Origin of the sequence: Streptomyces sp. NPDC050085 (genome assembly GCF_044460595.1) — a bacterium.
Taxonomy (GTDB): Bacteria; Actinomycetota; Actinomycetes; order Streptomycetales; family Streptomycetaceae; genus Streptomyces.
Genome location: NZ_JBITJZ010000001.1, coordinates 462,123 through 483,495 on the forward strand (window position 1 = coordinate 462,123; position 21,373 = coordinate 483,495).

General features: G+C 71.8%; 16 protein-coding genes. 7 read left to right on the top strand and 9 right to left on the bottom strand.

All coding sequences use genetic code 11. The features are described from left to right. Positions 1–99: 99 nt before the first annotated feature. Positions 100–381 (bottom strand): ANTAR domain-containing protein, encoded by a 282-nt coding sequence (locus ACIBUY_RS01890; protein ID WP_365574140.1) that lies wholly within the window; start codon positions 379–381, stop codon positions 100–102. A gap of 383 nt (positions 382–764) precedes the next feature. Between ACIBUY_RS01890 and ACIBUY_RS01895 the strand changes: the two genes are divergently transcribed. Genes ACIBUY_RS01895 through ACIBUY_RS01920 form a run of 6 tightly spaced genes read left to right on the top strand, consistent with a single transcriptional unit; the run spans position 765 to position 9,600 of the window. Next, positions 765–3,155 carry a glycosyltransferase gene (locus tag ACIBUY_RS01895; RefSeq protein ID WP_399151412.1) on the top strand — a complete coding sequence of 797 codons (2,391 nt, stop codon included), beginning with the start codon at positions 765–767 and terminating at the stop codon, positions 3,153–3,155. After that, on the top strand, positions 3,152–4,690 hold the full coding sequence (locus ACIBUY_RS01900; RefSeq protein WP_399151413.1) for an ArnT family glycosyltransferase: 1,539 nt from the start codon (positions 3,152–3,154) through the stop codon (positions 4,688–4,690). The genes ACIBUY_RS01895 and ACIBUY_RS01900 overlap by 4 nt, the downstream gene beginning before the upstream one ends. Beyond that, entirely contained in the window at positions 4,687–5,961 is a 1,275-nt protein-coding gene (locus tag ACIBUY_RS01905) for an alkaline phosphatase family protein (RefSeq protein WP_399151414.1), read from the top strand. The genes ACIBUY_RS01900 and ACIBUY_RS01905 overlap by 4 nt, the downstream gene beginning before the upstream one ends. Next, positions 5,958–6,950, top strand: a complete 993-nt coding sequence (locus ACIBUY_RS01910; RefSeq protein WP_365574152.1) for a hypothetical protein — start codon at positions 5,958–5,960, stop codon at positions 6,948–6,950. Before ACIBUY_RS01905 ends, ACIBUY_RS01910 begins: the two co-directional genes overlap by 4 nt. Further along, complete coding sequence (locus ACIBUY_RS01915) at positions 6,947–8,086, top strand: endo-1,3-alpha-glucanase family glycosylhydrolase (RefSeq protein WP_399151415.1); 1,140 nt, start codon at positions 6,947–6,949, stop codon at positions 8,084–8,086. The genes ACIBUY_RS01910 and ACIBUY_RS01915 overlap by 4 nt, the downstream gene beginning before the upstream one ends. A gap of 32 nt (positions 8,087–8,118) precedes the next feature. Next, the gene (locus ACIBUY_RS01920; RefSeq protein ID WP_399151416.1) at positions 8,119–9,600 is read left to right on the top strand and encodes a metallophosphoesterase; all 1,482 of its coding nucleotides are present in this window, start codon (positions 8,119–8,121) and stop codon (positions 9,598–9,600) included. Between the two features lie 24 nt (positions 9,601–9,624). Here ACIBUY_RS01920 and oxc read toward each other — a convergent pair whose 3' ends face one another. Beyond that, entirely contained in the window at positions 9,625–11,388 is a 1,764-nt protein-coding gene (gene oxc, locus ACIBUY_RS01925) for an oxalyl-CoA decarboxylase (protein WP_399151417.1), read from the bottom strand. 251 nt (positions 11,389–11,639) lie between these two features. Between oxc and ACIBUY_RS01930 the strand changes: the two genes are divergently transcribed. Then, a complete protein-coding gene (locus tag ACIBUY_RS01930) occupies positions 11,640–13,184 on the top strand; it encodes a FadD7 family fatty acid--CoA ligase (protein ID WP_399151418.1) in 1,545 nt (514 codons plus the stop codon). 11 nt (positions 13,185–13,195) lie between these two features. On the opposite strand, the gene ACIBUY_RS01935 is transcribed toward ACIBUY_RS01930, so the two are convergent. The 7 genes from ACIBUY_RS01935 to ACIBUY_RS01965 all read right to left on the bottom strand — a co-directional run bounded on the left by ACIBUY_RS01935 (position 13,196) and on the right by ACIBUY_RS01965 (position 21,303). Next, positions 13,196–14,128, bottom strand: coding sequence for a LysR family transcriptional regulator (locus ACIBUY_RS01935; RefSeq protein ID WP_365574196.1), 933 nt, complete (start codon positions 14,126–14,128; stop codon positions 13,196–13,198). A gap of 57 nt (positions 14,129–14,185) precedes the next feature. After that, positions 14,186–15,157, bottom strand: a complete 972-nt coding sequence (locus tag ACIBUY_RS01940) for a 2-dehydropantoate 2-reductase (protein WP_365574166.1) — start codon at positions 15,155–15,157, stop codon at positions 14,186–14,188. A gap of 116 nt (positions 15,158–15,273) precedes the next feature. After that, a complete protein-coding gene (locus ACIBUY_RS01945; protein WP_365574169.1) occupies positions 15,274–15,498 on the bottom strand; it encodes a formate dehydrogenase subunit delta in 225 nt (74 codons plus the stop codon). Position 15,499: 1 nt separating this feature from the next. Next, the gene (gene fdhF, locus ACIBUY_RS01950; protein ID WP_399151419.1) at positions 15,500–18,274 is read right to left on the bottom strand and encodes a formate dehydrogenase subunit alpha; all 2,775 of its coding nucleotides are present in this window, start codon (positions 18,272–18,274) and stop codon (positions 15,500–15,502) included. After that, a complete protein-coding gene (locus tag ACIBUY_RS01955) occupies positions 18,271–19,884 on the bottom strand; it encodes an NADH-quinone oxidoreductase subunit NuoF (RefSeq protein WP_365574175.1) in 1,614 nt (537 codons plus the stop codon). The genes fdhF and ACIBUY_RS01955 overlap by 4 nt, the downstream gene beginning before the upstream one ends. A gap of 2 nt (positions 19,885–19,886) precedes the next feature. Beyond that, positions 19,887–20,360, bottom strand: a complete 474-nt coding sequence (locus tag ACIBUY_RS01960) for an NAD(P)H-dependent oxidoreductase subunit E (protein ID WP_365574178.1) — start codon at positions 20,358–20,360, stop codon at positions 19,887–19,889. Positions 20,361–20,529: 169 nt separating this feature from the next. After that, positions 20,530–21,303 carry an acyl-CoA dehydrogenase family protein gene (locus tag ACIBUY_RS01965; protein ID WP_399151420.1) on the bottom strand — a complete coding sequence of 258 codons (774 nt, stop codon included), beginning with the start codon at positions 21,301–21,303 and terminating at the stop codon, positions 20,530–20,532. Positions 21,304–21,373: the final 70 nt, after the last annotated feature.

Sequence of the window (21,373 nt, forward strand, 5' to 3'; positions counted from 1 at the left end):
GCCCCGCAGCGACACCACAACGATACCAAGGATTCAGGGTGCCCTTCACCCACGAACCCCCTCACGGTGAGCGACGAAGAGCTGACCGAAAGCGTCCGCTCAGCCCGCCACGACGTCCGCCGCCACCAGTCTCACCTTCCGCCCCTCCCGTTGCGCGAGCGCGACGAGGGCCCGGAAGGCCGTCGCCTCGTCGCAGCCCTGCCGGGCCATCAGCATGCCCTTGGCCCGCTCGATCAGCGCCCGGCCCTCCAGGGCGTCTTTCAACTGACGGTTCTCCGTGCGCAGCGCCTCCATGTCGTCGAGGAGGGCGAGTGCGGCACGGAGCGCGTTCAACAGCGTGGCCGCGGCATCCTCCGGCGCGGCCGGCGGTTCTGAAGACATACCGGCCATCGTTCTCGCGGAACGAAGGGCTCGCCAGAGGGCCCGTGAAGAATGAGCAGACTTTCAACGACACGTAATGCACGGCATACGTCCACGTCCCCCGCTGGGGCGGCTGGGGCCATTCACAGGTCGTGGGACGCCCGTCGCCAACTCCGGTTAACAACAGGAAAATTGCGCCTGGACCCCCACCCAATCAGGGACGAACCGAGCGGGTCCGCGCTAGCCTCTGGCATCTGCTCCTGACCGTGGAGCAAGTACCTGGCACTGCCTCTCTCATCTCCTCCCCGCGCCGCGTCGAGACCGCACGCCGCGAGGGTCACCGCTCGCTTTCTCGGTGCCCGTCGTGCTGCGCGCGCCTCGGGCACGTCCCAGGGGGGACCTTCATGACGCATGTCATCGATACGGGTGTGTCCACGGTCGAGGGGCCACAGCACGCCCCGCCCAAGCTCACGGTCGTGGTGCCCACACGCAACGAGCAGGAGAGCGTTCCGCTGCTCCTGGATCAACTCGGCCCGGCTGTCGCTCCGTTGAACGCCGAGATCCTCTTCGTGGACGACAGTGACGACGCGACCGTGGACGAGATCGGGGCGGCAGCGGTCGGGGCGCCGGTTCCCGTGCGGGTGCTGCACCGGGAGGCGGGCACCCGCGGCGGCGGGCTCTCGGGTGCCGTGGTCGCCGGGGTCCGTGCCGCGCGCGGTGCGTGGGTGCTGGTGATGGACGCGGATCTGCAGCATCCGCCGCAGGCCGCCGCTCTGCTCGCCCGGACCGCGATGCGCGAGGGGATCGATGTCGCGGTCGGCACGCGGTACGCGGGCGGCGGCGCCAGCACCGGGCTCGCGGGTGCCGGGCGACAGGCCACGTCGTCGGGTGCGACCCGGCTGGTCAAGGCGTCCTTCCCGCGCCGTCTCGCGACGGTGAGCGATCCGCTGAGCGGCCTCTTCGCGTTCCGCAGGGACGCCGTGGACGTGGACCGGCTGCGGCCCGTCGGGTTCAAGATCCTGCTGGAGATCCTGGTCCGGCATCCGGCGGCCCGGGTCGCCGAGGTGGCGTACACGTTCGAACCCCGGCAGGCGGGGCGTTCCAAGGCGTCGGCGCGGGAGGGCCTCGCCTTCGTACGGCATGTGGGGCGGCTGCGGCGCTCGGTCGCGGGCGGGCAGCGGCGCCTGGCGCGGATGGCGGCGTTCGGCGCGGTGGGCGCGTCCGGGATCGTCGTGAACACGGCCGCGCTGTGGTTCTTCTTCGACGTGCTCGGGGTGCATCATCTGGTCGGCGCCGCCCTCGCCACGCAGTTCTCGACCGTGTGGAACTTCGTCCTCACCGATGCCCTGGTGTACCGGAAGGAGCAGCGGCGGGGGCGGTGGGCCGGGCGCGCCGGCCGGTTCTTCGCGATGAACAATCTGCTGCTGCTCGCACGGCTTCCGCTGCTGCAGTGGCTCGTCCTCGCGGGCGTCGGAGTGCTCACCGCCAACGCCCTCACCCTCGTACTGCTCTTCCTCCTGCGGTTCCTGCTCAGCGACCGGATGATCTACCGCGGCAGCGAGGCGAAGGTCCGACGCCGTGACCCGGTAAGGGTGCTGGTGGACAGCGGCGGCACCGTGCCCGTCTCCCCCGCCTCGGCCAAGAAGCGGTCGGTGTATCTGCCGTACCGCTACGACGTCGCCGGCACCGTCACCATCGGCTCCCAGATCCGGCTGCCGGAACTGGAGTTCTTCCGCGCCCAGTGGGTCCCGGACGCCGACGTGGACATCGCCGTACGCGTCGGGGACGTGGGGCGGCGCAGGCCGCGGCGGCGGGCCGCGCTCACGGAGGACCCGGGCGAGCAGGGCACGGCACTGCGCTACGAGGAGCATCTGGGCCGGTTCGGCGCCAACTTCCGGGTGGTCCTCGGCCCGCCGATCACCGTGGAGGTGGGGCCGCTGCTCGCCCGGTCCCCGCACGTCGTGTACACGAACGTCGTCGAGGCGCTGCTGCGGTTCGTGCTGATCTCGCGCGGGCGGATGCTGCTGCACTCGGCATGCCTCGAACTCGGCGGCCACGGCGTGATGTTGAGCGCGCTGACCGACACCGGCAAGACGGCGACGATCCTGCGGCTGCTGCGTGAGCACGGCGGACGGTTCCTGTCCGACGACATGACGGTGGTCGACGCGAGCGGGCTCGCCGTGTGCTTCCCGAAACCGCTGACGATCAGCTCCCACACGCTGCGCGCCGTGCAGGCCGAGGATCTGACGCGCAAGGAGTGGCGGCGGCTGAACTTCCAGTCGCGGCTGCACTCCAAGGGCGGGCGGTCGATCGCGCTGATGCTGTCCCGGTTCAACCTGCCGATCATGGGCATCAACGCGCTCACGCAGATCCTCGTACCACCGCCGAAGTACAGCGTGGACCGGCTGGTGCCGTGCCGGCTCGGGTCGCGTACGCGCGTGGAGGAGCTGTTCATCATCGAGCGGGGGGCGCCGCGCCTGTCCGGGCTCGACCCGTCCGCCGCGCTGGAGCGGATGCTGGTCAACACCGAGGACGCGTACGGCTTTCCGCCCTACCGTTACCTCGCGCCCGCGCTGCGCGTCGACGGCATGGACCACGACCGGCTGCGGGCCAGGGAACGGGAGATCCTGACCGGGTTCCTGTCCGGTGTACGGACCCGGGTGCTGGCCTCCGACAGCTTCGGCTGGGCCGACGAGATTCCGCGGCTCGTGGGAGACACCCCGGCACAGCCGGTGACCGTGAACTCCCTGGAGGCGTGGCCTCGTTGGGGTCTGCGCCCCGGCACGGCGGCATGAGCGACCGGCTTTCGCTGCCCGCCAGGGCCCCGCACGCCGCCCCGGAGCCCTCCCCCCAGGGCTCCGGCCGCGGGGCCGCGCTGCGACGGGCGGCGCCGTTGGCCGCGGTGCTGCTCGTCGCGGTGTTCCTGCGCTTCTTCCGGCTGACGGCGACGGGGTTCAACAGCGACGAGGCGGTGTACTCGGGTACCTCCGCATCGCTGGCCGGAGATCCTGAACTCGGCTCGCTCTTCCCGGTGTTCAGGGCGCATCCGGTGCTGTTCCAGTCGCTGGTCTCGCTGGCGCTGCGGGTCCGTCCCGGCGACTGGGCGGCGCGGGCGGTGCCCGCGCTGCTCGGCGCGGCGACGGTGGCCCTGACCTACGCGCTGGGCCGTCGGCTGTACGGGCGGCGGGCCGGGATCGTGGCGGCGCTGCTGCTGGCGGTCATGCCGTACCACGTGGCCGTCAGCCGGCAGGTGCTGCTCGACGCGCCGATGACGCTGGCGGCGACGGGGGCGCTGTACTGCGTCGTGCGGTACGCCGAATCCCTTTCTCCGCGCGACCTGTTGGCGACCGGCGCGATGCTCGGGCTGACGTTCCTCGCCAAGGAGACGTCGATCGTGCTGCTCGGTTCGCTCTACGCGTTCTTCGCGCTGACGCCCTCGGTCCGCACCCGGTGGCGGCATCTGCTGCCCGCGCTCGGGGTGCTGGGGGTGGTGGCGCTCGCACATCCTCTGTCGCAGGCGCTCGCCGGGCACGCGAAGGCCGGCGGGAACTATCTGCTGTGGCAGATGTTCCGTAAGGCCAACCATCCCTATGGGTTCTACGGACGTGAAGTGCCGTTCGCCATGGGCCTGTTGGTGGTCGTGGCGGCTGTGGCGGGGCTCGTGCGGCTGCGGCGTGAGAACACCTGGCGGGAGCGGCTGCTCGTGTGCTGGGTCGCGGTGCCCGCGCTGTTCTTCACGGTGTGGCCGGTGAAGGGGTTCCAGTACCTGCTGCCCGCGGCTCCCGTGTTCGCCGTCCTCGCGGGGCGGACGCTGGCCTCGTTCCCACGGGCGGTGCGGTGGCAGCGGGCGGGGGCGGCGGCCGCGGTGTGCGCGGTGGTCGTGGCGACGGCGGTGCCGACGGTCCTGGCCGTCACCCAGTCTCCCACCAGCACACGGTTCCTGGCGGGCAGCGGGGGTCTGCCCGGCGGGCGGGAGGCCGGGCGATGGGTGCGGGCGAACGCCCCGGACGGGGCACGGCTGCTGGCGATCGGGCCGTCCATGGCCAACGTCGTGCAGTACTACGGCCTGCGGCCGGTCTCCGCGCTCTCCGTCTCCCCCGACCCCGCGCGCCGCAATCCGAGCTATCGGCCGGTGCCCAATCCGGACCGGGCGATGCGCGACGGCACGTTCCAGTATCTGGTGTGGGACGCGTACACGGCACGCAGAACGCCGTTCTTCACCGCCATGTTCCGTGACCTGGTGGGGCGTTACCACGGGAAGGCCGTGTTCACGGCGCGCAACGCGAACGGGGTGACGGTGGTCGTGGTGTACCGGGTGAGGGCGTCATGAGGGCACGGCGGCCGTGGTGGCGGGCCGTGCTCGTCGCTGCGCTGATCGGGGCGATGGCGGCATCCGGCGCGGCGGCGCAGGCGGCAACTCCCCGTCCGCGTACCCCCATTGAGCACTTCGTCTATCTGATGCAGGGCGACCGCACCTTCGACCACTACTTCGGTACGTACCCGGGGGCCGAGGGACCGCCCGCCGACGCGCGGCAGGACGGGATCGCACCGTATCCGCTGCACGGCGCGACTCCCGGGTCGCCGGGGGCCGGGCCCCGCCTCGTGCGACAGCAGGTCGACGGCGGGAAGATGGACTCCTTCGTCTCCGCCATCACGCGGCAAGGGCGGGACGGACGGCTCGCCATGGGCCGTTACGACCGCCGTGACCTGCCCTTCTACTGGAACGCCGCGGACCGGTACACGCTCTTCGACCACTTCTTCTCCTCCTCGCTCGACGGCACCCGCGCGAACCGGGCCCACTGGGTGAGCGGCCGCGCCGACCTGACCGGGCCCACGCTCTTCGACCGGCTGTCCGATGCCGGGGTGAGCTGGACGTTCTATGTGCAGAACTACGATCCGCGGCAGACGTACCGCACCGCGTCCGCGTCGGATCCCGCCACGCAGACGGTGCGGGTGCCGCTGCTCGACATGCCGCGGTTCGTCAACGACCCCCGACTGTTCGGGCACATCGCGGATCTGTCGCAGTACTACCGGGACCTGGAGGAGGGCGCGCTGCCCGCGGTGGCGTTCGTCGCGTCCTCGGGTGCGGCCGAGCGTTCGGCACGGTCGGTGCCCACGGGACAGCGCCTGGTGCGGGAGTTGAGTACGCAGCTCATGGTCAGCCGGTACTGGAAGTCCTCCGCGCTGCTGTGGTCGTACGACGGATCGGGCGGCTGGTACGACCACGTGAAGCCGCCCGCAGGCCGCGGGCTGCGCGTGCCCGCGCTGCTGGTCAGCCCGTACGCGGCGCGCGGCAGGGTCGCGCACGGGACGTACGAGGCGGCGAGCGCGCTCAGGTTCGTCACCGAGAACTGGGGGCTGCGGCCGCTGGGTGCGCGGGACGCGCAGGCACCGAGCCTGGCGTCGGCCTTCGACTTCCAACAGGCGCCCCGGCACGCCGAGTTGATTCCGATGAGCGCCAAGGAGGCGGCGCTGCCCGTGGCGCACCGGCCCTCGTCCGGGATCGTGTACACGGTGTATGCCGGTGCGGTCGCGGTGGCCGTGGCCTGCCTGTTCACGGGGTTCCGGGGGCGCCGGGCGGTCAAGGCGAGGCGGGCGTGAGGCGGGGCGCCGTGCTGGTGTGCGCGCTGCTGCTGTGGGCGGGCGGCGGCTGGTTCACCACGGCCCAGGCCGCCCGAACGGTCACGGTCACCGTGCGGACGGTGCCCGCGCTCGCCGGAGCGCGGTTCGCGTTCGACGGGCAGGTGGCGGTGACGGGGGCCGACGGTGTGGTGCGATTCAGCGGAACGCACGACTTCGCCCCGCACACGCTGACGGTCGACGACAGTCAACTCACCTACAAGGACCGGAGGTTCACGTTCGCGCGATGGGCGGGGCAGCGCGATCCCGATCAGGCGTTCCGGCGCACGGTGCGCGGACTGCCGCGGCGCGCGGACTACGCGGTGACCGCGGCGTTCACCGGCCGCTTCCGGACGACGGTGCGCTGCGTCGACGACCGGGGGCGTGCCGTGCCGGCCGGGCGGATCCCACGGGTGACGCTGCGCGCCGACACCGGGGCGAGCGCCCGGGTTCCGGTGGGGCGGCCGGTGTGGCTCGACGGGCTGCTTCCCGTGTACCGCAAGAGTGTCCTGACCGTGCGGCGTCTGCGGTACGCGCTGGTGGACGCGTCGGCGTACGGGGCCAACACGGTGGACGCCGGGCGGCAGCGGTTCGTGCCCGCGCGGGGCGCGGACGAGGTGGTGTTCACGACTCCGTTCCACGATCTGTCGGTGTCGGGCCGCGACGCCGTGTTCGGTTCGCACGCGGGGCGGCGCGTGCGGGTGGTGCTGCCCGACGGCAGCGTGCGCACGGCGGGCTTCGGAGCCGATCGCACCGCGGTCCTGCGGGATCTGCCGCACGGCCGCTACGACGTCGAGATCATCGGGGCCGAGGGGCTCGGCGCGCTGCAGACCGTACGCCTGTCGCGGGACCAGGCGGTGCGGGTGCGGGTGGTGAGCCGGGCCGACCTGCTGCTCGCGGGCGGTGCGGTGGCGGTGTTCGCCGGAGGGCTGCTCGGGGTGGGGCGGCTGCTGCGGAGGCGGAAGGCATGAGAGGCAGACGGAAGGTGCCGCTGGTGCTCGCGATGGTGCTGTGTCTGCTGGGGCTCGGTCCGTTCGGAGCGCGGGGCGACGCGGCGGCGGACAGCGGGCGCCCTCCCCTGCTCGCGTACTACTACCAGTGGTTCGAACCCGCGTCGTGGCAGCGGGCCAAGACCGACTACCCGAGCCTCGGCCGGTACTCCAGCGACGATGCCGCGGTGATCCGCACGCACATCGCGTGGGCGAAGTCCGCCGGGATCGACGGCTTCGTGGTGAGCTGGAAGTCCGGGACCGTCAACGACCGACGGCTGGAGTCGCTGCTGGACCAGGCGCGCGCACAGGACTTCAAGGTCGCGGTGATCTACCAGGGGCTCGACTTCCGTCGCCGCCCGCTCGCACCCGCCCGCGTGGCCCGGGACTTCCGGCTGCTGCGCGACCGCTACACCCGTGATCCCGCGTTCTTCCGGCTCGGCGGCACACCGCTGGTCCTGTTCAGCGGGACCTGGGAGTACTCCACCGCCGACATCGCCGGCATCACCGGGCCCGTGCGCGACCGGATGCTGGTCCTCGGCACGGAGAAGAACCCGGCGGGGGTGCGGCGCCTCGCGCGGGTGACGGACGGGGACGCCTACTACTGGTCGTCGGTGAACCCGGACACCAACGACCGGCACGCGCCCAAGCTGCGCGAGATGGCGCAGACGGTCAGGGCGGCGCACGCTCCGGGGCAGCGCTACTGGATGGCGCCGGTCGCCCCCGGCTTCGACGCGCGGCTCGTCGGCGGAACGCGCGAGGTGCCGCGCCTGGGCGGGCGCACCCTGGCCCGCGAGTACACGGCAGCCCTGGCATCGAAGCCGGACGTGCTGGGGCTCATCAGCTGGAACGAGTTCAGCGAGAACTCCCACGTCGAACCGTCCGTCGACCACGGCACCCAGGCCCTGGACACGCTGCGCGCGCTGCGCGGCATGCCCGCCGCGTCCACGAACCCCACGGCGCCGGACGCCGCCCACCGCAGTGCCCACTCCACCGCGTCCGCCCGCTGGCCGAACGTGCTGCGGATGGCCGCCGTGGCCGCGCTGGTCGCCTGCGCCGTGCTCGTACCGGTCAGCAGAGCAAGAAGATCCGCGAGAGAGAGGGAGACCCGCACATGACGCTTGGTCTGAGGAACAGCAGAAGATTCCAATTGATCAGCAGCCACGCCCGCCGCACCCGGCGGCGTTCCCTGCTCGGCGCCGCATTCGCCCTGACGCTCGGGGCGAGTGCGGCGCTGTCGTTCGCGGGGCCGGCACACGCCGAACCACCGGGAGCCGACCCGCAGTTGACGCGTGCCCCCTATCTCACGGACGCGACGACGACATCGGTACAGGTGTCGTGGGCGACCACCACCCAGAGCCGCGGCCAGGTCCGCTACGGGCCGCCCGGCGACTGCGCCGCGCACACCGCCACATCGACGGCGCTCGGTTCGCCGATCACGGTCGGCACCCTGCGCGAGTACGCCAACACGGCCCGGATCACCGGCCTGAGCGCGGGCACGGACTTCTGCTACCGCGTCTACACGGGCTCCGGCACGGACCTGCTCGGCACCTTGCCGACACCGACGGCGACCACTCCGGACGCGGCGGACTCCACGGCCCCGTTCACGTTCGCCGTGCTCGGCGACACCGGTGAGACGACGAACAGCGGTGTCGACGACGGGTCGGTGAACGTCAACCAGGCCCATGTGCACCGCCTCATCGGCGAGAGCGGCGCACGCTTCGTCGTGCAGACCGGCGACATCACCCACCCCGGAACGTCGCAGACGCAGTACGGGGACCTCAACCAGACGGGGCCCGGGGTGAGTTCATGGTTCGGGCCGTCCTACTGGGCCGGGCCCGGCATGAAGGTGCCGCTGTTCGGGACCGTCGGCAACCACAGCATGACGCCGACGTATCTGTCGGTGTGGAAGCAGTCCGCGGTCACGGCGGCGTCGAACGGCGTCTTCGACCTGGTCACCTACCCTTCCTACCTGGGTTCGACGGGGATCGACTACCCGACGACGTACTACGCCTTCACCACCGGCGGTGTCCGCTTCTACCTGCTCGACGCGGCCTGGGGGAACTCCAACACCGGTGGCGCGACGGGCGGTACGTGCGGCACGCACTGCGCGATCTACGAGCAGGACGCACACGCCCACTGGCAGCCGGGATCGGCCGAAATGCAGTGGCTGCAGGCCGACTTGGCGGCCCACCCGACGGGCGCGAAGTTCGCGTTCTTCCACTTCCCGCTGCACTCGGACAGCGCGAGCGAGCCCTCGGACACCTATCTGACCGCGCCGGGCGGCCTGGAGGACGTACTGCGCACCGGCGGGGTCGACCTCGTCTTCAACGGCCACTCCCACATCTACCAGCGCAACGACACGACCCCGGTCTCGTACGTGACCGGGGGCGGCGGCGCGGACGTCAACACCGTGGGCACGTCGGGGTGTTCGGCCTCGGACGCGTACGCCGTCGGCTGGTCGTACAGCCGCGGCCGGGGCACGGCGTGCGGGAGTGCGACCGTGCCGACGGACGACGCGCAGGTCTACCACTTCCTGAAGGTGACGGTGAGCGGCGCCGCCGTGACGGTGGCGCCCACCAACTCCCTCGGGCAGACCTTCGACGTGCGGACCCATCCGCTCACACCGTGAGGCCGGGCGACCGGCTTCAGGGGTTCAGGCCTTGGCGGGGCCGATGTTTCCGACGCCCTTCGGGTTGAGGTGGGCGATGTGGCCGCTCTCCGTGCCGGCCGACGGGTCGATGACGCAGTCGATCAGCGCCGGGCCGCCGGATTCGAGGGCCTCGGTGAGGGCCGCGGTGACCTCCGCGGGGGTCGTCGCGCGGTAGCCCTTGCCGCCGAAGGCCTCGATCATGCGGTCGTGGCGGGCCGCAGTCATGAGGGCGGTGGGAGCAGGGTCGTCGGGGCGGCCGCTGGCCTCGTCGCCCCGGTAGACGCCGCCGTTGTTCATGATCACGGTGATGACCGGCAGCTGGTAGCGGCAGATCGTCTCGAGCTCCATGCCGGAGAAGCCGAAGGCGCTGTCGCCCTCGACCGCCACCACCGGCTGCCCGGTCTCCACGGCCGCGGCGATCGCGTATCCCATGCCGATGCCCATGACGCCCCACGTCCCGCTGTCCAGGCGGTGACGCGGAACGGACATGTCGATCACGTTGCGTGCCATGTCGAGCGCGTTCGCGCCCTCGTTGACGAGATACGTCTCCGGGCGCGGCCGCAGCACGTCGCGCACGGCCCTGAGCGCGCCCATGAACTGCATCGGGTGCGGGTCCGCCTCCAGGCGCTTGGCCATCTTCGCGACGTTCTGGGTGGAGCGGGCCGCGAGCTCTTCCTTCCAGGCGGTCGGCGTCGTGATCTGGCCGGGCTTGGCGCGTTCCGCGATCGCGTCGAGCACGGACTCGATGTCGCCGACGAGCGGGGCGGCGATCGGCTGGTTGCTGTCGATCTCCCTCGGCTCGATGTCGACCTGGATGAACTGGGCGTCGGGGTTCCAGCCGCGCTCGCCGTGGTTGAGGAGCCAGTTCAGGCGGGCGCCGACCAGCATGACGACGTCGGCGCGCTTCAGGGCGAGCGAGCGGGCGGTGGCCGCGGACTGCGGGTGGTCGTCGGGGAGGAGGCCCTTCGCCATCGACATGGGTACGTAGGGGACGCCCGTCGATTCGATGAAGTGGCGGATCTTCTCTTCGGCCTGCGCGTAAGCGGCGCCCTTGCCGAGGACGACCAGGGGGCGCTCGGCGGCCGCGAGGAGTTCGATCGCCCGGTCCACGGACTCGGGTGCGGGCAGCTGGCGCGGGGCCGGGTCGACGAGGCGGCTCAGCGTCTTCGCGCCCTCCGCCTTGTCCATGATGGAGCCGAGCACCGCGGCGGGGATGTCGAGGTAGACGCCGCCGGGGCGCCCGGAGATCGCGGTGCGCAGGGCGCGGGCGATGCCGCGGCCGATGTCCTCGACGCGGCTGACCCGGTAGGCCGCCTTCACGAACGGCTGGGCCGCGGCGAGCTGGTCCATCTCCTCGTAGTCGCCCTGCTTGAGGTCGACGAGGTGGCGCTCGCTGGAGCCGGAGATCTGCACCATGGGGAAACAGTTCGTGGTGGCGTTGGCGAGCGCGACCAGGCCGTTGAGGAAGCCCGGCGCGGAGACCGTCAGGCAGATGCCCGGCTTCTTGGTGAGGTAGCCGGCGATCGCGGCGGCGTGCCCGGCGTTCGACTCGTGGCGGAACCCGACGTAGCGGATGCCCTCGGCCTGTGCGAGGCGGGCCAGGTCGGTTATGGGGATGCCGACCACGCCGTAGATGGTCTCGACGTCGTTCATCTTCAGCGCGTCGACGACGAGGTGGTACCCGTCGGTCGGCTCGGCCGGCAGGTCTGCTGCGGCCGCGGTCCCAGCGGGGTTCTCGGCTTGCGAGGGGTTCGAGGGGGCGGTCATGGTCCGGGTCCTCCTTGGGCAGGTCCTGCCGGAGCGGCTACTGACCCCACCTTCGACAGCCCGCCCGTCCGCGTCCAAGACCCATCGGCTTCCAGCCGATAAGCAGCGTCTATCGACTGTGCCACTGGGGCTGTGACCTGCGGTGACGGGTTCGATAAGCGGTCACTATCGGGTGTTCGGCAGTGCGTATTGGACGCGGGTCGCCGCTCCCCTCACGCTCGCTGAGTACGCACAGCCGGAAGGGGGATGGCATGGTCACGTCGGTGTCGGCTCGTGTGTCGGGGACGCCGCACTACCGGCCGCCCGCGGTCACCGGTCTCACCGATCTCCTCGACCGGCAGGTACGGGAACGGCCCGCCGCCCAGGCCCTCGTCGCCACCGGGGACCGGCTGCCGCTCGGCTACCGGGACCTCGCCGCGCTGGCCGACCGACTGGCGCAGGAGCTCGTCTCGGCCGGGCTGCGCCGCGGTGACGTGGTGGGCCTGGTGTCGTCCAACACCGTCGAGTTCGTCGTCGCCCTGCTCGGCGCGGCCCGGGCGGGACTGGTGACGGCGCCGCTGAACCCGGCCGTCACTGCAGCCGAACTCGACTTCCGTACAAGGGAGTTGGGGGCACGGGCCGTGCTCGCCGCCGAACACGGTGTGGGCTGGACCGTGCGGGTGGTGCTGCGGCCGGGCGGCGCGGCCACGGTGGGGCTGCGGCCCGGCGCGCTCGCGCCGGGCGCACCCCGGGGTCTCGCCGAGGACGACGCCCTGGTGCTGTTCACCGCGGGCACCATGGGCCGGGCCCGGACGGTGCCGCTCACGCATGGCAACGTGGCGGCCTCCGTGCGCGGCATCTGCGCCACGTACGAGCTCGGGCCGGGCGACGCGACGGTCGCCGTGATGCCGTTCTTCCACGGGCACGGCCTGTTCGCCACGCTTTTGTCGACCCTGGCGACCGGCGGCCGGGTCCTGCTGCCCGCATGCGGGCGGTTCTCGGCGGAGACGATCTGGGACGACCTGCGGGCCGCGGGCGCCACCTGGTTCACCGCCGTGCCGAGCCTGCACGAGGCGCTCCTCGACCGTTCCGAGACGCAGGACCCGGGACCGCATCCGCCGCCCCTGCGGTTCGTACGCAGTTGCAGCGCACCCTTGAACGCCGCCAGCCAGCGTGCCCTCGAGCGGGTGTTCCGGGCGCCGCTGCTGTCCGCGTACGGGACGACGGAGTCCACGCACCAGGTCTCCAGTGAGCCGCTGCCCGAGCGCGGGCAGCTGCGGCACGGTTCGGTGGGCCGGGCGACCGGGGTGCGGCTGCGGGTCGTCGGCCCGGACGGGCGGGTGTGTCCTGCCGGGGTGCGCGGCGAGGTGTGGGTGCAGGGGCCGACGGTCGCGCGCGGCTACCTCGCCGAGCCCGCGGGCACGGCGCGGGGCTTCACCGCCGACGGCTGGCTGCGCACCGGCGATCTCGGCTCCCTGGACGAGGAGGGGTATCTGTCGCTCGCCGGACGCATCGAGAACCTCATTGCGCGCGGCGGCCGGACGGTCTCGCCGGAGTACGTGGAGGACGTCCTGGCCGGTTGTCCCTCGGTCGCGGAGGCGGCCGTGTTCGGCGTGCCCGACGGGGACGGGCAGCGGGTGGGGGCCGCGGTGGTGGTGCGGGGCGAGGAGAGCGCGGGTCCCGAGGAGATCCTGCGGTACTGCCGCGACCGGCTCGCGGCGTTCGCGGTGCCCGACCGACTCGTCCTGGTCCCCTCGCTGCCGCGCACCGCGCAGGGCGGCCTCGACCGGCTGGCCCTGCGGGAGCGGTACGCGTGAGGACCCTGGGTTCAGCCGACCCGCTCCGGTACCGCCAGCGGCTGGGCGAAGACCTCGTCGAGGCCGAGGCCCGTCGCCGCGCTGACGAAGGCGCGGGCGGCGACCGAGCCGGGGGTGCCCGCGTGGATCGCGACCGAGACCTGGGCCCCGGCCTCCGGGTCGACCAGGGGCAGCGCGCGGGCCCGGCCGACCACCGGCATCGCCCGCAGCCAGGTGTGCGGGACGATGCTCGCCCAGTCCCCGCCGCCCACGTGCGCGTACAGGGAGGCGATCGAGTCGGTCTCGACCTGGGGGGTCACTTCGAGGCCCTGGTCGGCGAAGACCTTGTCGATGTGCCGCCGGATCCGCATGTCGGGGGTGAGCAGGGCGAGCGGGAGCTGTGCCGCGTCGGCCCAGGTGAAGCTGCCCGCGCCGGACGTGGACTGGTCGTCGGACACCAGGAGCAGGTAGCGCTCCTGGTAGAGCGGGACGATCTGCAGGCCCTCCTGGTCGTAGGGGTCGAAGTGGGCGATGGCGACGTCGAGTTCGAAGTCGCGCAGCTGGCGGTGGAGTTCCTTCGTGGACAGGCGCGAGCGCACCTGCACCTTGGCGAGGGGGTGCGCCGAGCAGAACGCGGCGACCGGCAGGGCCAGCGTGGTGGACGCCGTGGGGTCGGTGCCCAGGCGCAGCGTGCCGGTGATGCCGGACTGCACGGCGGCCACCTCCGCCTTGAACGCCTCCTGTTCCGCGAGGATGCGCTTGGCCCAGACGACCAGGCGCTCCCCCTCCGCGGTCAGGCCCTGGTAGGTGTGGCCCCGGTTGATGAGCGTGACGTTCAGCTCGCGCTCCAGTTTGGCGATGGCCGCCGAGAGCGCGGGCTGGGAGACGTAGCAGGACTCCGCGGCGCGCGCGAAGTGCCGCTCGCGCGCCACGGCCACGAAGTACTCCAACTGCCTGAACAGCATGTACGACTCCCTTCCTGCCATGATCCTCGGGTGGCCGGGGCCCCGGCGGCAAGGCTGTTACGGCACCACCGTGCGGGCCAGCAGATCGGTGGCGGCGTGCACGGTGCGCAGCGTCGGTGCCTCGGCGCCGGTGATGTCGGCCATCTCGACGACGGCCGTGACGATGGCGTCGAGCTCCAACTGCTTGCCGGCCTCCAGGTCCTGGAGCATGGACGTCTTGTGGTGGCCGACGCCCTCGGCGCCGCGCAGCCGCTTCTCGATGGAGATGTCGGGCCGGGAGCCGACGCGGGCGGCGATGTCGAGGATCTCCTCCATGACGCGGGTGACCATGGTGCGGGTCAGCGGGTGCCGGCAGATGTCGGCCATGGTGGCCCGGGTGAGGGCGCTGATCGGGTTGAAGGCGGCGTTGCCCATCAGCTTGATCCAGATGTCGTCGCGCAGGTTCTGCTCGACCGGGCACTTGAGACCGCCCGCGACCATGGCCTCGCTGAGCGCCGCGCACCGCTCGGAGAGGCCGCCGCCGGGCTCGCCGATGGAGAACCGGGTGCCCTCCAAGTGCCGTATGACGCCCGGGGATTCGATGACGGTGGCCGGGTACACGACACAGCCGATCGCCCGTTCCGGGGGCAGTACCTTGCTGGTGGCTCCGCCGGGGTCGACGGCCTCGATGCGGCGGCCCTCGTACGGTCCGGAGAGCTGGTGGAAGTACCACCAGGGGATGCCGTTCTGCCCCGCGACGACCGCGGTGTGTTCGCCGAGGAGCGGGGTGATCAGGGCGCCGCTGGTCGGGTACGCGTGGGCCTTCAGGCCGAGGAAGACGTAGTCCACCGGGCCGATCTCGTTCGGGTCGTCGGTGGCGTGCGGGTGGGCGGTGAAGTCGCCGCGCGCGCTGAGGACTTGGACTCCGTGGCGCTGGATCGCCCGCAGGTGGTCGCGGCGGGCGATGAGATGGACCTCGGCGCCGCCGCGATCCAGCGCGGCTCCGACGTAGGCGCCGATCGCTCCGGCGCCGACCACTGCGATCTTCATCGTGACTCCTCCGGGAATTCGAGGGTGTGGGGAGTTACTGAGGAACGTGCGGGTGAGAAACCGGTGGGGCGACGCGGTTGCACGGCCGCGTCGCCCCACCCTCCGTGGGAACCGCTTCAGCGCATGAGCTTCCTTGCGGCGACGACGAGCGGGTCCAGTTCGCCGTCGCCCTCGTCCACGTAGGCGTCCACGTATCCGAAGAGCCGCTCGCGCATCCGCGGATCCCAGAACTTGGTGAGGTGGCCGGCTATCGCTTCGGCAGCCTCGGCGGCCGGGACGTGCGCATGATTCCTGGCGATGTCGTTCGCCATCCGGCACTCGGCCGGCACCGTGGAGGACACGTCAGTTCACCACCGTGGCGCGCGCCGGCCGCACCTGGACGGCGGTCACCTTGTACTCGGGGCAGTTGGTGGCCCAGTCCGAGTTCTCGGTGGTGACCACGTTCGCCCCGGTGACCGGGTGGTGGAACGTCGTGTAGACGACGCCGGTCGGCATCCGGTCGGAGATCTGCGCCGTGAGCGTGGTGGTGCCGACGCGGCTGGAGAGGGTGACCGTGTCACCGTCGCCGATGCCGCGCTCCTCCGCGTCGTGCGGATGCAGTTCGAGGACGTCCTCGGGGTGCCAGGCCACGTTGCCGGTGCGCCGGGTCTGCGCGCCGACGTTGTACTGGCTGAGGATGCGGCCCGTGGTGAGGACCAGCGGGAAGCGGCGGGTGCTGCGCTCGGTGGTCGGCACGTACGACGTGACGACGAAGTGGCCCTTGCCGCGGGTGAACGCGTCGGTGTGCATGATCGGGGTGCCTTCGGGGGCCTCCTCGTTGCACGGCCACTGGACGCTGCCGAGCTTGTCGATGAGGTCGAAGGAGACCCCGGCGAACGTCGGGGTGACCGCCGCGATCTCGTCCATGATCTGCGACGGGTGGTCGTAGGACATGGGGTAGCCCATCGCGGTGGCGATGTCGCAGACGATCTCCCACTCGTGCTTGCCCGACTTGGGCGCCATCACCTGGCGGACCAGGTTGATGCGCCGCTCGGCGTTGGTGAACGTGCCGTCCTTCTCCAGGAAGGAGGCGCCGGGCAGGAAGACGTGGGCGAACTTGGCGGTCTCGTTGAGGAACAGGTCCTGGACGACGACGAGTTCCATCGCTTCGAGCGCGGCCGTCACGTGCCCCAGGTTCGGGTCGGACTGGGCGATGTCCTCGCCGTGCACGAACAGGCCGCGGAAGGAGCCGTCGATCGCCGAGTCGAACATGTTGGGGATGCGCAGGCCGGGCTCGGCGAGCAGGGTGCCGCCCCACAGTTCCTCGAAGACGCCGCGCACCGCGTCGTCGGACACGTGCCGGTAGCCGGGGAGTTCGTGCGGGAAGGAGCCCATGTCGCACGATCCCTGTACGTTGTTCTGCCCGCGCAGCGGGTTCACGCCGACGCCGTCGCGCCCGATGTTGCCGCAGGCCATCGCCAGGTTGGCCATCCCCATGACCATCGTCGAGCCCTGGCTGTGCTCGGTGACGCCGAGGCCGTAGTAGATGGCGCCGTTGCGGGCGGTCGCGTAGAGGCGGGCGGCGGCGCGCAGTTCGGCGGCGGGGACGCCCGAGACCTCCTCGGTGGCCTCGGGGCTGTTCTCCGGCCGGGCCACGAACGCGGCCCACTCCTCGAAGCCCTCGCAGCGCTGCGCGACGAAGTCCTTGTCGACGAGGTCCTCGGTGACGACGACGTGCGCCATCGCGTTGACCACGGCGACGTTGGTGGAGGGCCGCAGCTGGAGGTGGTGGCGGGCCTCGATGTGCGGAGAGCGCACCAGGTCGATGCGGCGCGGGTCGACGACGATGAGCTCGGCGCCCTCGCGCAGCCGCTTCTTCATCCGGGAGCCGAACACCGGGTGTCCGTCGGTGGGGTTGGCGCCGATGACGACGATGACGTCGGCCTCGGCGACCGACCGGAAGTCCTGGGTGCCGGCCGATTCGCCGAAGGTCTGCTTGAGGCCGTAGCCGGTGGGCGAGTGGCAGACGCGGGCGCAGGTGTCGACGTTGTTGTTGCCGAAGGCGGCGCGGACCATCTTCTGGACGACGTACACCTCTTCGTTGGTGCAGCGCGAGGAGGAGATGGCGCCGATCGAGCCCGTGCCGTAGGTGCCCTGGATCTCGCGCATCCGGCGGGCGACCGTGCCGATCGCCTCGTCCCACTCGACCTCGCGCCACGGGTCGGTGACGGACTCCCGCACCATCGGCTTGAGTTGGCGGTCGGGGTGGGTGGCGTAGCCGAAGGCGAAGCGGCCCTTGACGCAGGAGTGGCCCTCGTTGGCTCCGCCGTCCTTGTACGGGACCATGCGCACGAGTTCGTCGCCGCGCAGCTCGGCCTTGAAGCTGCAGCCGACACCGCAGTACGCGCAGGTCGTCACGACCGACCTGGTCGGCATCCCGAGGTCAACGACCGAGCGTTCCTGGAGAGTTGACGTCGGGCAGGCCTGGACGCAGGCGCCGCAGGAGACGCACTCGGAGTCCATGAACGACTCCCCCGCGCCCGCCGACACCTTGGAGTCGAAGCCACGTCCCTCGATGGTCAGCGCGAACGTGCCCTGCACCTCGCCGCAGGCCCGCACGCACCGCGAGCACGCGATGCACTTGGAGGGGTCGAAGTCGAAGTACGGGTTGGAGGTGTCCTTCTCGGCGTCGAGGTGGTTCTCGCCCTCGTAGCCGTAGCGGACCTGGCGCAGGCCCACCACGCCCGCCATGTCCTGCAGTTCGCAGTCGCCGTTGGCGGGGCAGGTCAGACAGTCGAGGGGATGGTCGGAGATGTAGAGCTCCATGACGCCCTGGCGCAGCTTCTCCACCTTGGGCGTCTGGGTGCGCACCGCCATGCCCTCGCTGCACGGGGTGGTGCAGGAGGCGGGGGTGCCGCGGCGGCCGTCGATCTCCACGACGCACAGCCGGCAGGAGCCGAACGCGTCGAGGCTGTCGGTGGCACACAACTTCGGTATGTCGACGCCTGCTTGGGCCGCCGCGCGCATCACGGACGTGCCCTCGGGCACCGTCACCGGCATCCCGTCGATCTCGACGCGGACCGTGGCCGGACCCGGCCGCTCCGGTGTTCCGAAGTCGGGTTCCTTGAGGAGTGTCATGCCGTGCCCTCCGTCCGTGCGGTCACGGATGTGTTGACGGGTTGGATGTCGAGGAGCTTGCGGCCGCCGAGGAAGTCGTCGGGGAAGTGGGCGAGCGCGCTGCGGACCGGCATCGGGGTCAGCCCGCCCATCGCGCACAGCGAGCCGTCGGTCATCAGGTCGCAGAGGTCTTCGAGGAGCGCCAGGTTCTCGTCGCGGTGTGTGCCCGCCACGATGCGGTCGATCACTTCGACGCCGCGGACGGCGCCGACCCGGCAGGGCGTGCACTTGCCGCAGGACTCCTCGGCGCAGAACTCCATGGCGAACCTGGCCTGCGCCGCCATGTCCACGGTGTCGTCGAAGACCACGACGCCGCCGTGCCCGAGCATGGCCCCGGCCTCGGCGAACGCCTCGTAGTCCATCGGCAGGTCGAACCGGTCCTCCGGGAGGTACGCGCCGAGCGGCCCGCCCACCTGCACGGTGCGCACCGGGCGGCCGCTGAACGTGCCGCCTCCGTAGTCCTCGATCAGCTCGCGCAGGGTGATGCCGAAGGCGGTCTCGACGATGCCGCCGCGCTTGATGTTCCCGCCGAGCTGGAAGACCTGGGTGCCGCGGGAGCGGCCGACGCCGAGGTCCTGGTACGCCTTCGGGCCCTCGGCCAGGACGACGGGGACGGTGGTGAGGGTGAGGACGTTGTTCACGACGGTCGGCTTGCCGAACAGGCCCTCGATCGCGGGGATCGGCGGCTTCGCCCTGACCATGCCGCGCTTGCCCTCCAGGCTCTCCAGCATGGAGGTCTCCTCGCCGCAGATGTACGCGCCCGCGCCGACGCGGACGTGCAGCTCGAAGTCGAGTGACGAGCCGAGGATGCCCCGGCCGAGCCAGCCCTCGGCGCGTGCGATCTCGATCGCGGCGCCCATCGTGGCGATGGCGTCCGGGTACTCGGAGCGCAGGTAGATGTAGCCCTCGCTCGCGCCGACCGCGTGCGCGGCGATCGTCATGCCCTCGATGAGCAGGAACGGGTCGCCCTCCATGACCATGCGGTCGGCGAAGGTGCCGCTGTCGCCCTCGTCGGCGTTGCAGCAGACGAACTTCAGCTCGGCCCCTTCTCCTCGGCAGTCCAGGACCGTCTTCCACTTGATGCCGGCGGGAAATCCCGCGCCTCCGCGCCCGCGCAGCCCCGACTCCGTGACCTGGGTGACCACGTCGGCCGGGTCGAGCGCGAGGGCCGCGCGCAGTCCGCGCAGGCCGCCGTGGGCGACGTAGTCCTCGGGCGAGAGCGGGTCGATGACGCCGACGCGGGCGAAGGTGACCCGGTTCTGCCGTGCCAGCCACGGGAGTTGGTCGACGGGGCCGAGGCGCAGCGGGTGTTCGCCGCCGGTCGGCATCCCGGCGGCGAGGAGTCCGGGCACGTCGTCGGGGGTCACCGGGCCGTAGCCGATGCGGCCCTGCTCGGTGACGACCTCGATGAGCGGTTCGAGCCAGAGTGCGCCGCGGGAGCCGTTGCGCACGACCTGCACGTCGAACTCGCCCTGTTCCGCTCCCTGTTGAAGTGCGGTGGCGACCTCGTCGGCGCCGACCGAGCGGGCCGCCGAGTCGCGGGGGACGTACACGATGGTCGGGTTCTGCATCGTCACACCGTTCCGTTGAGGATCGCGCCGAGCCGCTCGGGGCCGACGCGGCCGTGCAGCCGGCCGTTCGCCTCCACCGACGGTCCGAGTGCGCAGTTGCCGAGGCAGAAGACCTGCTCGACGGTGACCGCGCCGTCCGCCGAGGTCTCTCCCAGGGGCAGTCCCGCCTGGCGTGCGTAGTCGACGAGCCGGTCGGCGCCGAGTGCCTGGCAGGCCTCCGCGCGGCAGATGCGGACCGTGCTGCGGCCCGCGGGCTCGCGGCGGAAGTCGTGGTAGAAGGTCACCACACCGTGGACGTCGGCGCGGGAGAGGTTGAACGCGTCGGCGAGGACGGGGATGGCCTCCTGCGGTACGCAGCCCAACTCGGCCTGCACCGCGTGGAGTACGGGCAGCAGCGCGCCGCGCTCGTCGCGGTGCGCGGCCGCCACTCTCCTGACCACGCTCTCGACCGACACGTCCGTCCCGCTGGTCGTCATGATCGCTTCGCCTCCGTCATGCGGGTCCCCGGCGAGAGGCGCAGGGGACGGTGGGACCGTCGAGCACTACCCCATACAGACTTCTGTATACAGAAGCCCAAAGTAAAGACCCTGGCGGGATCCCGGCCTCCACCGGCACCCCCATTCCCTTGATCGGCCCGCCTGTTGATCACACGGCGAGCGAGACGTCCGACCCGGCGGCCGGATCACCCGCCGCCTCCATACCGGCGGCGGCCCGCAGTTCGAGCAGCCACGGCAGGACCGTGTGCAGCAGCACGTCGAGCCCGCCGCCGTCCTCGCCGAGGAGCGCCTCCGCGGGCACGAGCGCCGGGTCCGCCAGCACGGTGGAGGTGGCGCTGCCGCGCGGCCCCGAGCGGGAGGGGCGTGCGGGCACGAACAGGTCGGGCGCGTGGGCGGCAACGGCCCACAGGCTCAAGCCCGTTGAGGCGGACACCGGCCGGGACGACCAGAGGTAGAGGTCCGCCTCCCCGGCCGCGACCACGTGGTGCTTGCGGGCGCGCAGTGCGACGACTCCGCCGGAGCGCTCGGCCGTGCCGCGGGGCGAGAGCAGCGGGGTGCCCACGCCGGGGTCCCCGGCCTCGTCCTCGGCGAGCGCGAGCGAGCACAGGTGCCGCCCGGCCACGATCTCGCGGCGCAGCCAGGGATCGGCGTACGCCTCGAGCACGGCGACGGCGGCGTAGTGGGCCTGGAGCACGGCGGCGGTGGCGGGACAGGCGCGAGCGGTGCGCTCGACCACGTCGGCGGCCTCCGCCAACTCCCGGCCACCGCCGCCGAGTTCGGCGGCGACGGTGAGCCCCAGGAGCCCGGCGCCGCCGAGGGCGGAGACGGCGGCACGCGGGAAGATCCCTCGCGTGCGCACGGCTTCGGCTCCGGGTGCGACGGCTTCGGACAGAACGCGGGTGAGTGCGGTGCGGTACGACACCGGGTGACCCCCTCGTGAGCGACGTCTGGTCCATCTCCCCTACAGGACGATGATTGCATACAGTATTTCG

Bases quoted from the DNA above. Each gene is read 5' to 3' on its own strand.
- ACIBUY_RS01890 (WP_365574140.1), bottom strand. From the start codon at position 381: ATGTCTTCAGAACCGCCGGCCGCGCCGGAGGATGCCGCGGCCACGCTG.
- ACIBUY_RS01895 (WP_399151412.1), top strand. From the start codon at position 765: ATGACGCATGTCATCGATACGGGTGTGTCCACGGTCGAGGGGCCACAG.
- ACIBUY_RS01900 (WP_399151413.1), top strand. From the start codon at position 3,152: ATGAGCGACCGGCTTTCGCTGCCCGCCAGGGCCCCGCACGCCGCCCCG.
- ACIBUY_RS01905 (WP_399151414.1), top strand. From the start codon at position 4,687: ATGAGGGCACGGCGGCCGTGGTGGCGGGCCGTGCTCGTCGCTGCGCTG.
- ACIBUY_RS01915 (WP_399151415.1), top strand. From the start codon at position 6,947: ATGAGAGGCAGACGGAAGGTGCCGCTGGTGCTCGCGATGGTGCTGTGT.
- oxc (WP_399151417.1), bottom strand. From the start codon at position 11,388: ATGACCGCCCCCTCGAACCCCTCGCAAGCCGAGAACCCCGCTGGGACC.
- ACIBUY_RS01930 (WP_399151418.1), top strand. From the start codon at position 11,640: ATGGTCACGTCGGTGTCGGCTCGTGTGTCGGGGACGCCGCACTACCGG.
- ACIBUY_RS01935 (WP_365574196.1), bottom strand. From the start codon at position 14,128: ATGCTGTTCAGGCAGTTGGAGTACTTCGTGGCCGTGGCGCGCGAGCGG.
- ACIBUY_RS01940 (WP_365574166.1), bottom strand. From the start codon at position 15,157: ATGAAGATCGCAGTGGTCGGCGCCGGAGCGATCGGCGCCTACGTCGGA.
- fdhF (WP_399151419.1), bottom strand. From the start codon at position 18,274: ATGACACTCCTCAAGGAACCCGACTTCGGAACACCGGAGCGGCCGGGT.
- ACIBUY_RS01955 (WP_365574175.1), bottom strand. From the start codon at position 19,884: ATGCAGAACCCGACCATCGTGTACGTCCCCCGCGACTCGGCGGCCCGC.
- ACIBUY_RS01960 (WP_365574178.1), bottom strand. From the start codon at position 20,360: ATGACGACCAGCGGGACGGACGTGTCGGTCGAGAGCGTGGTCAGGAGA.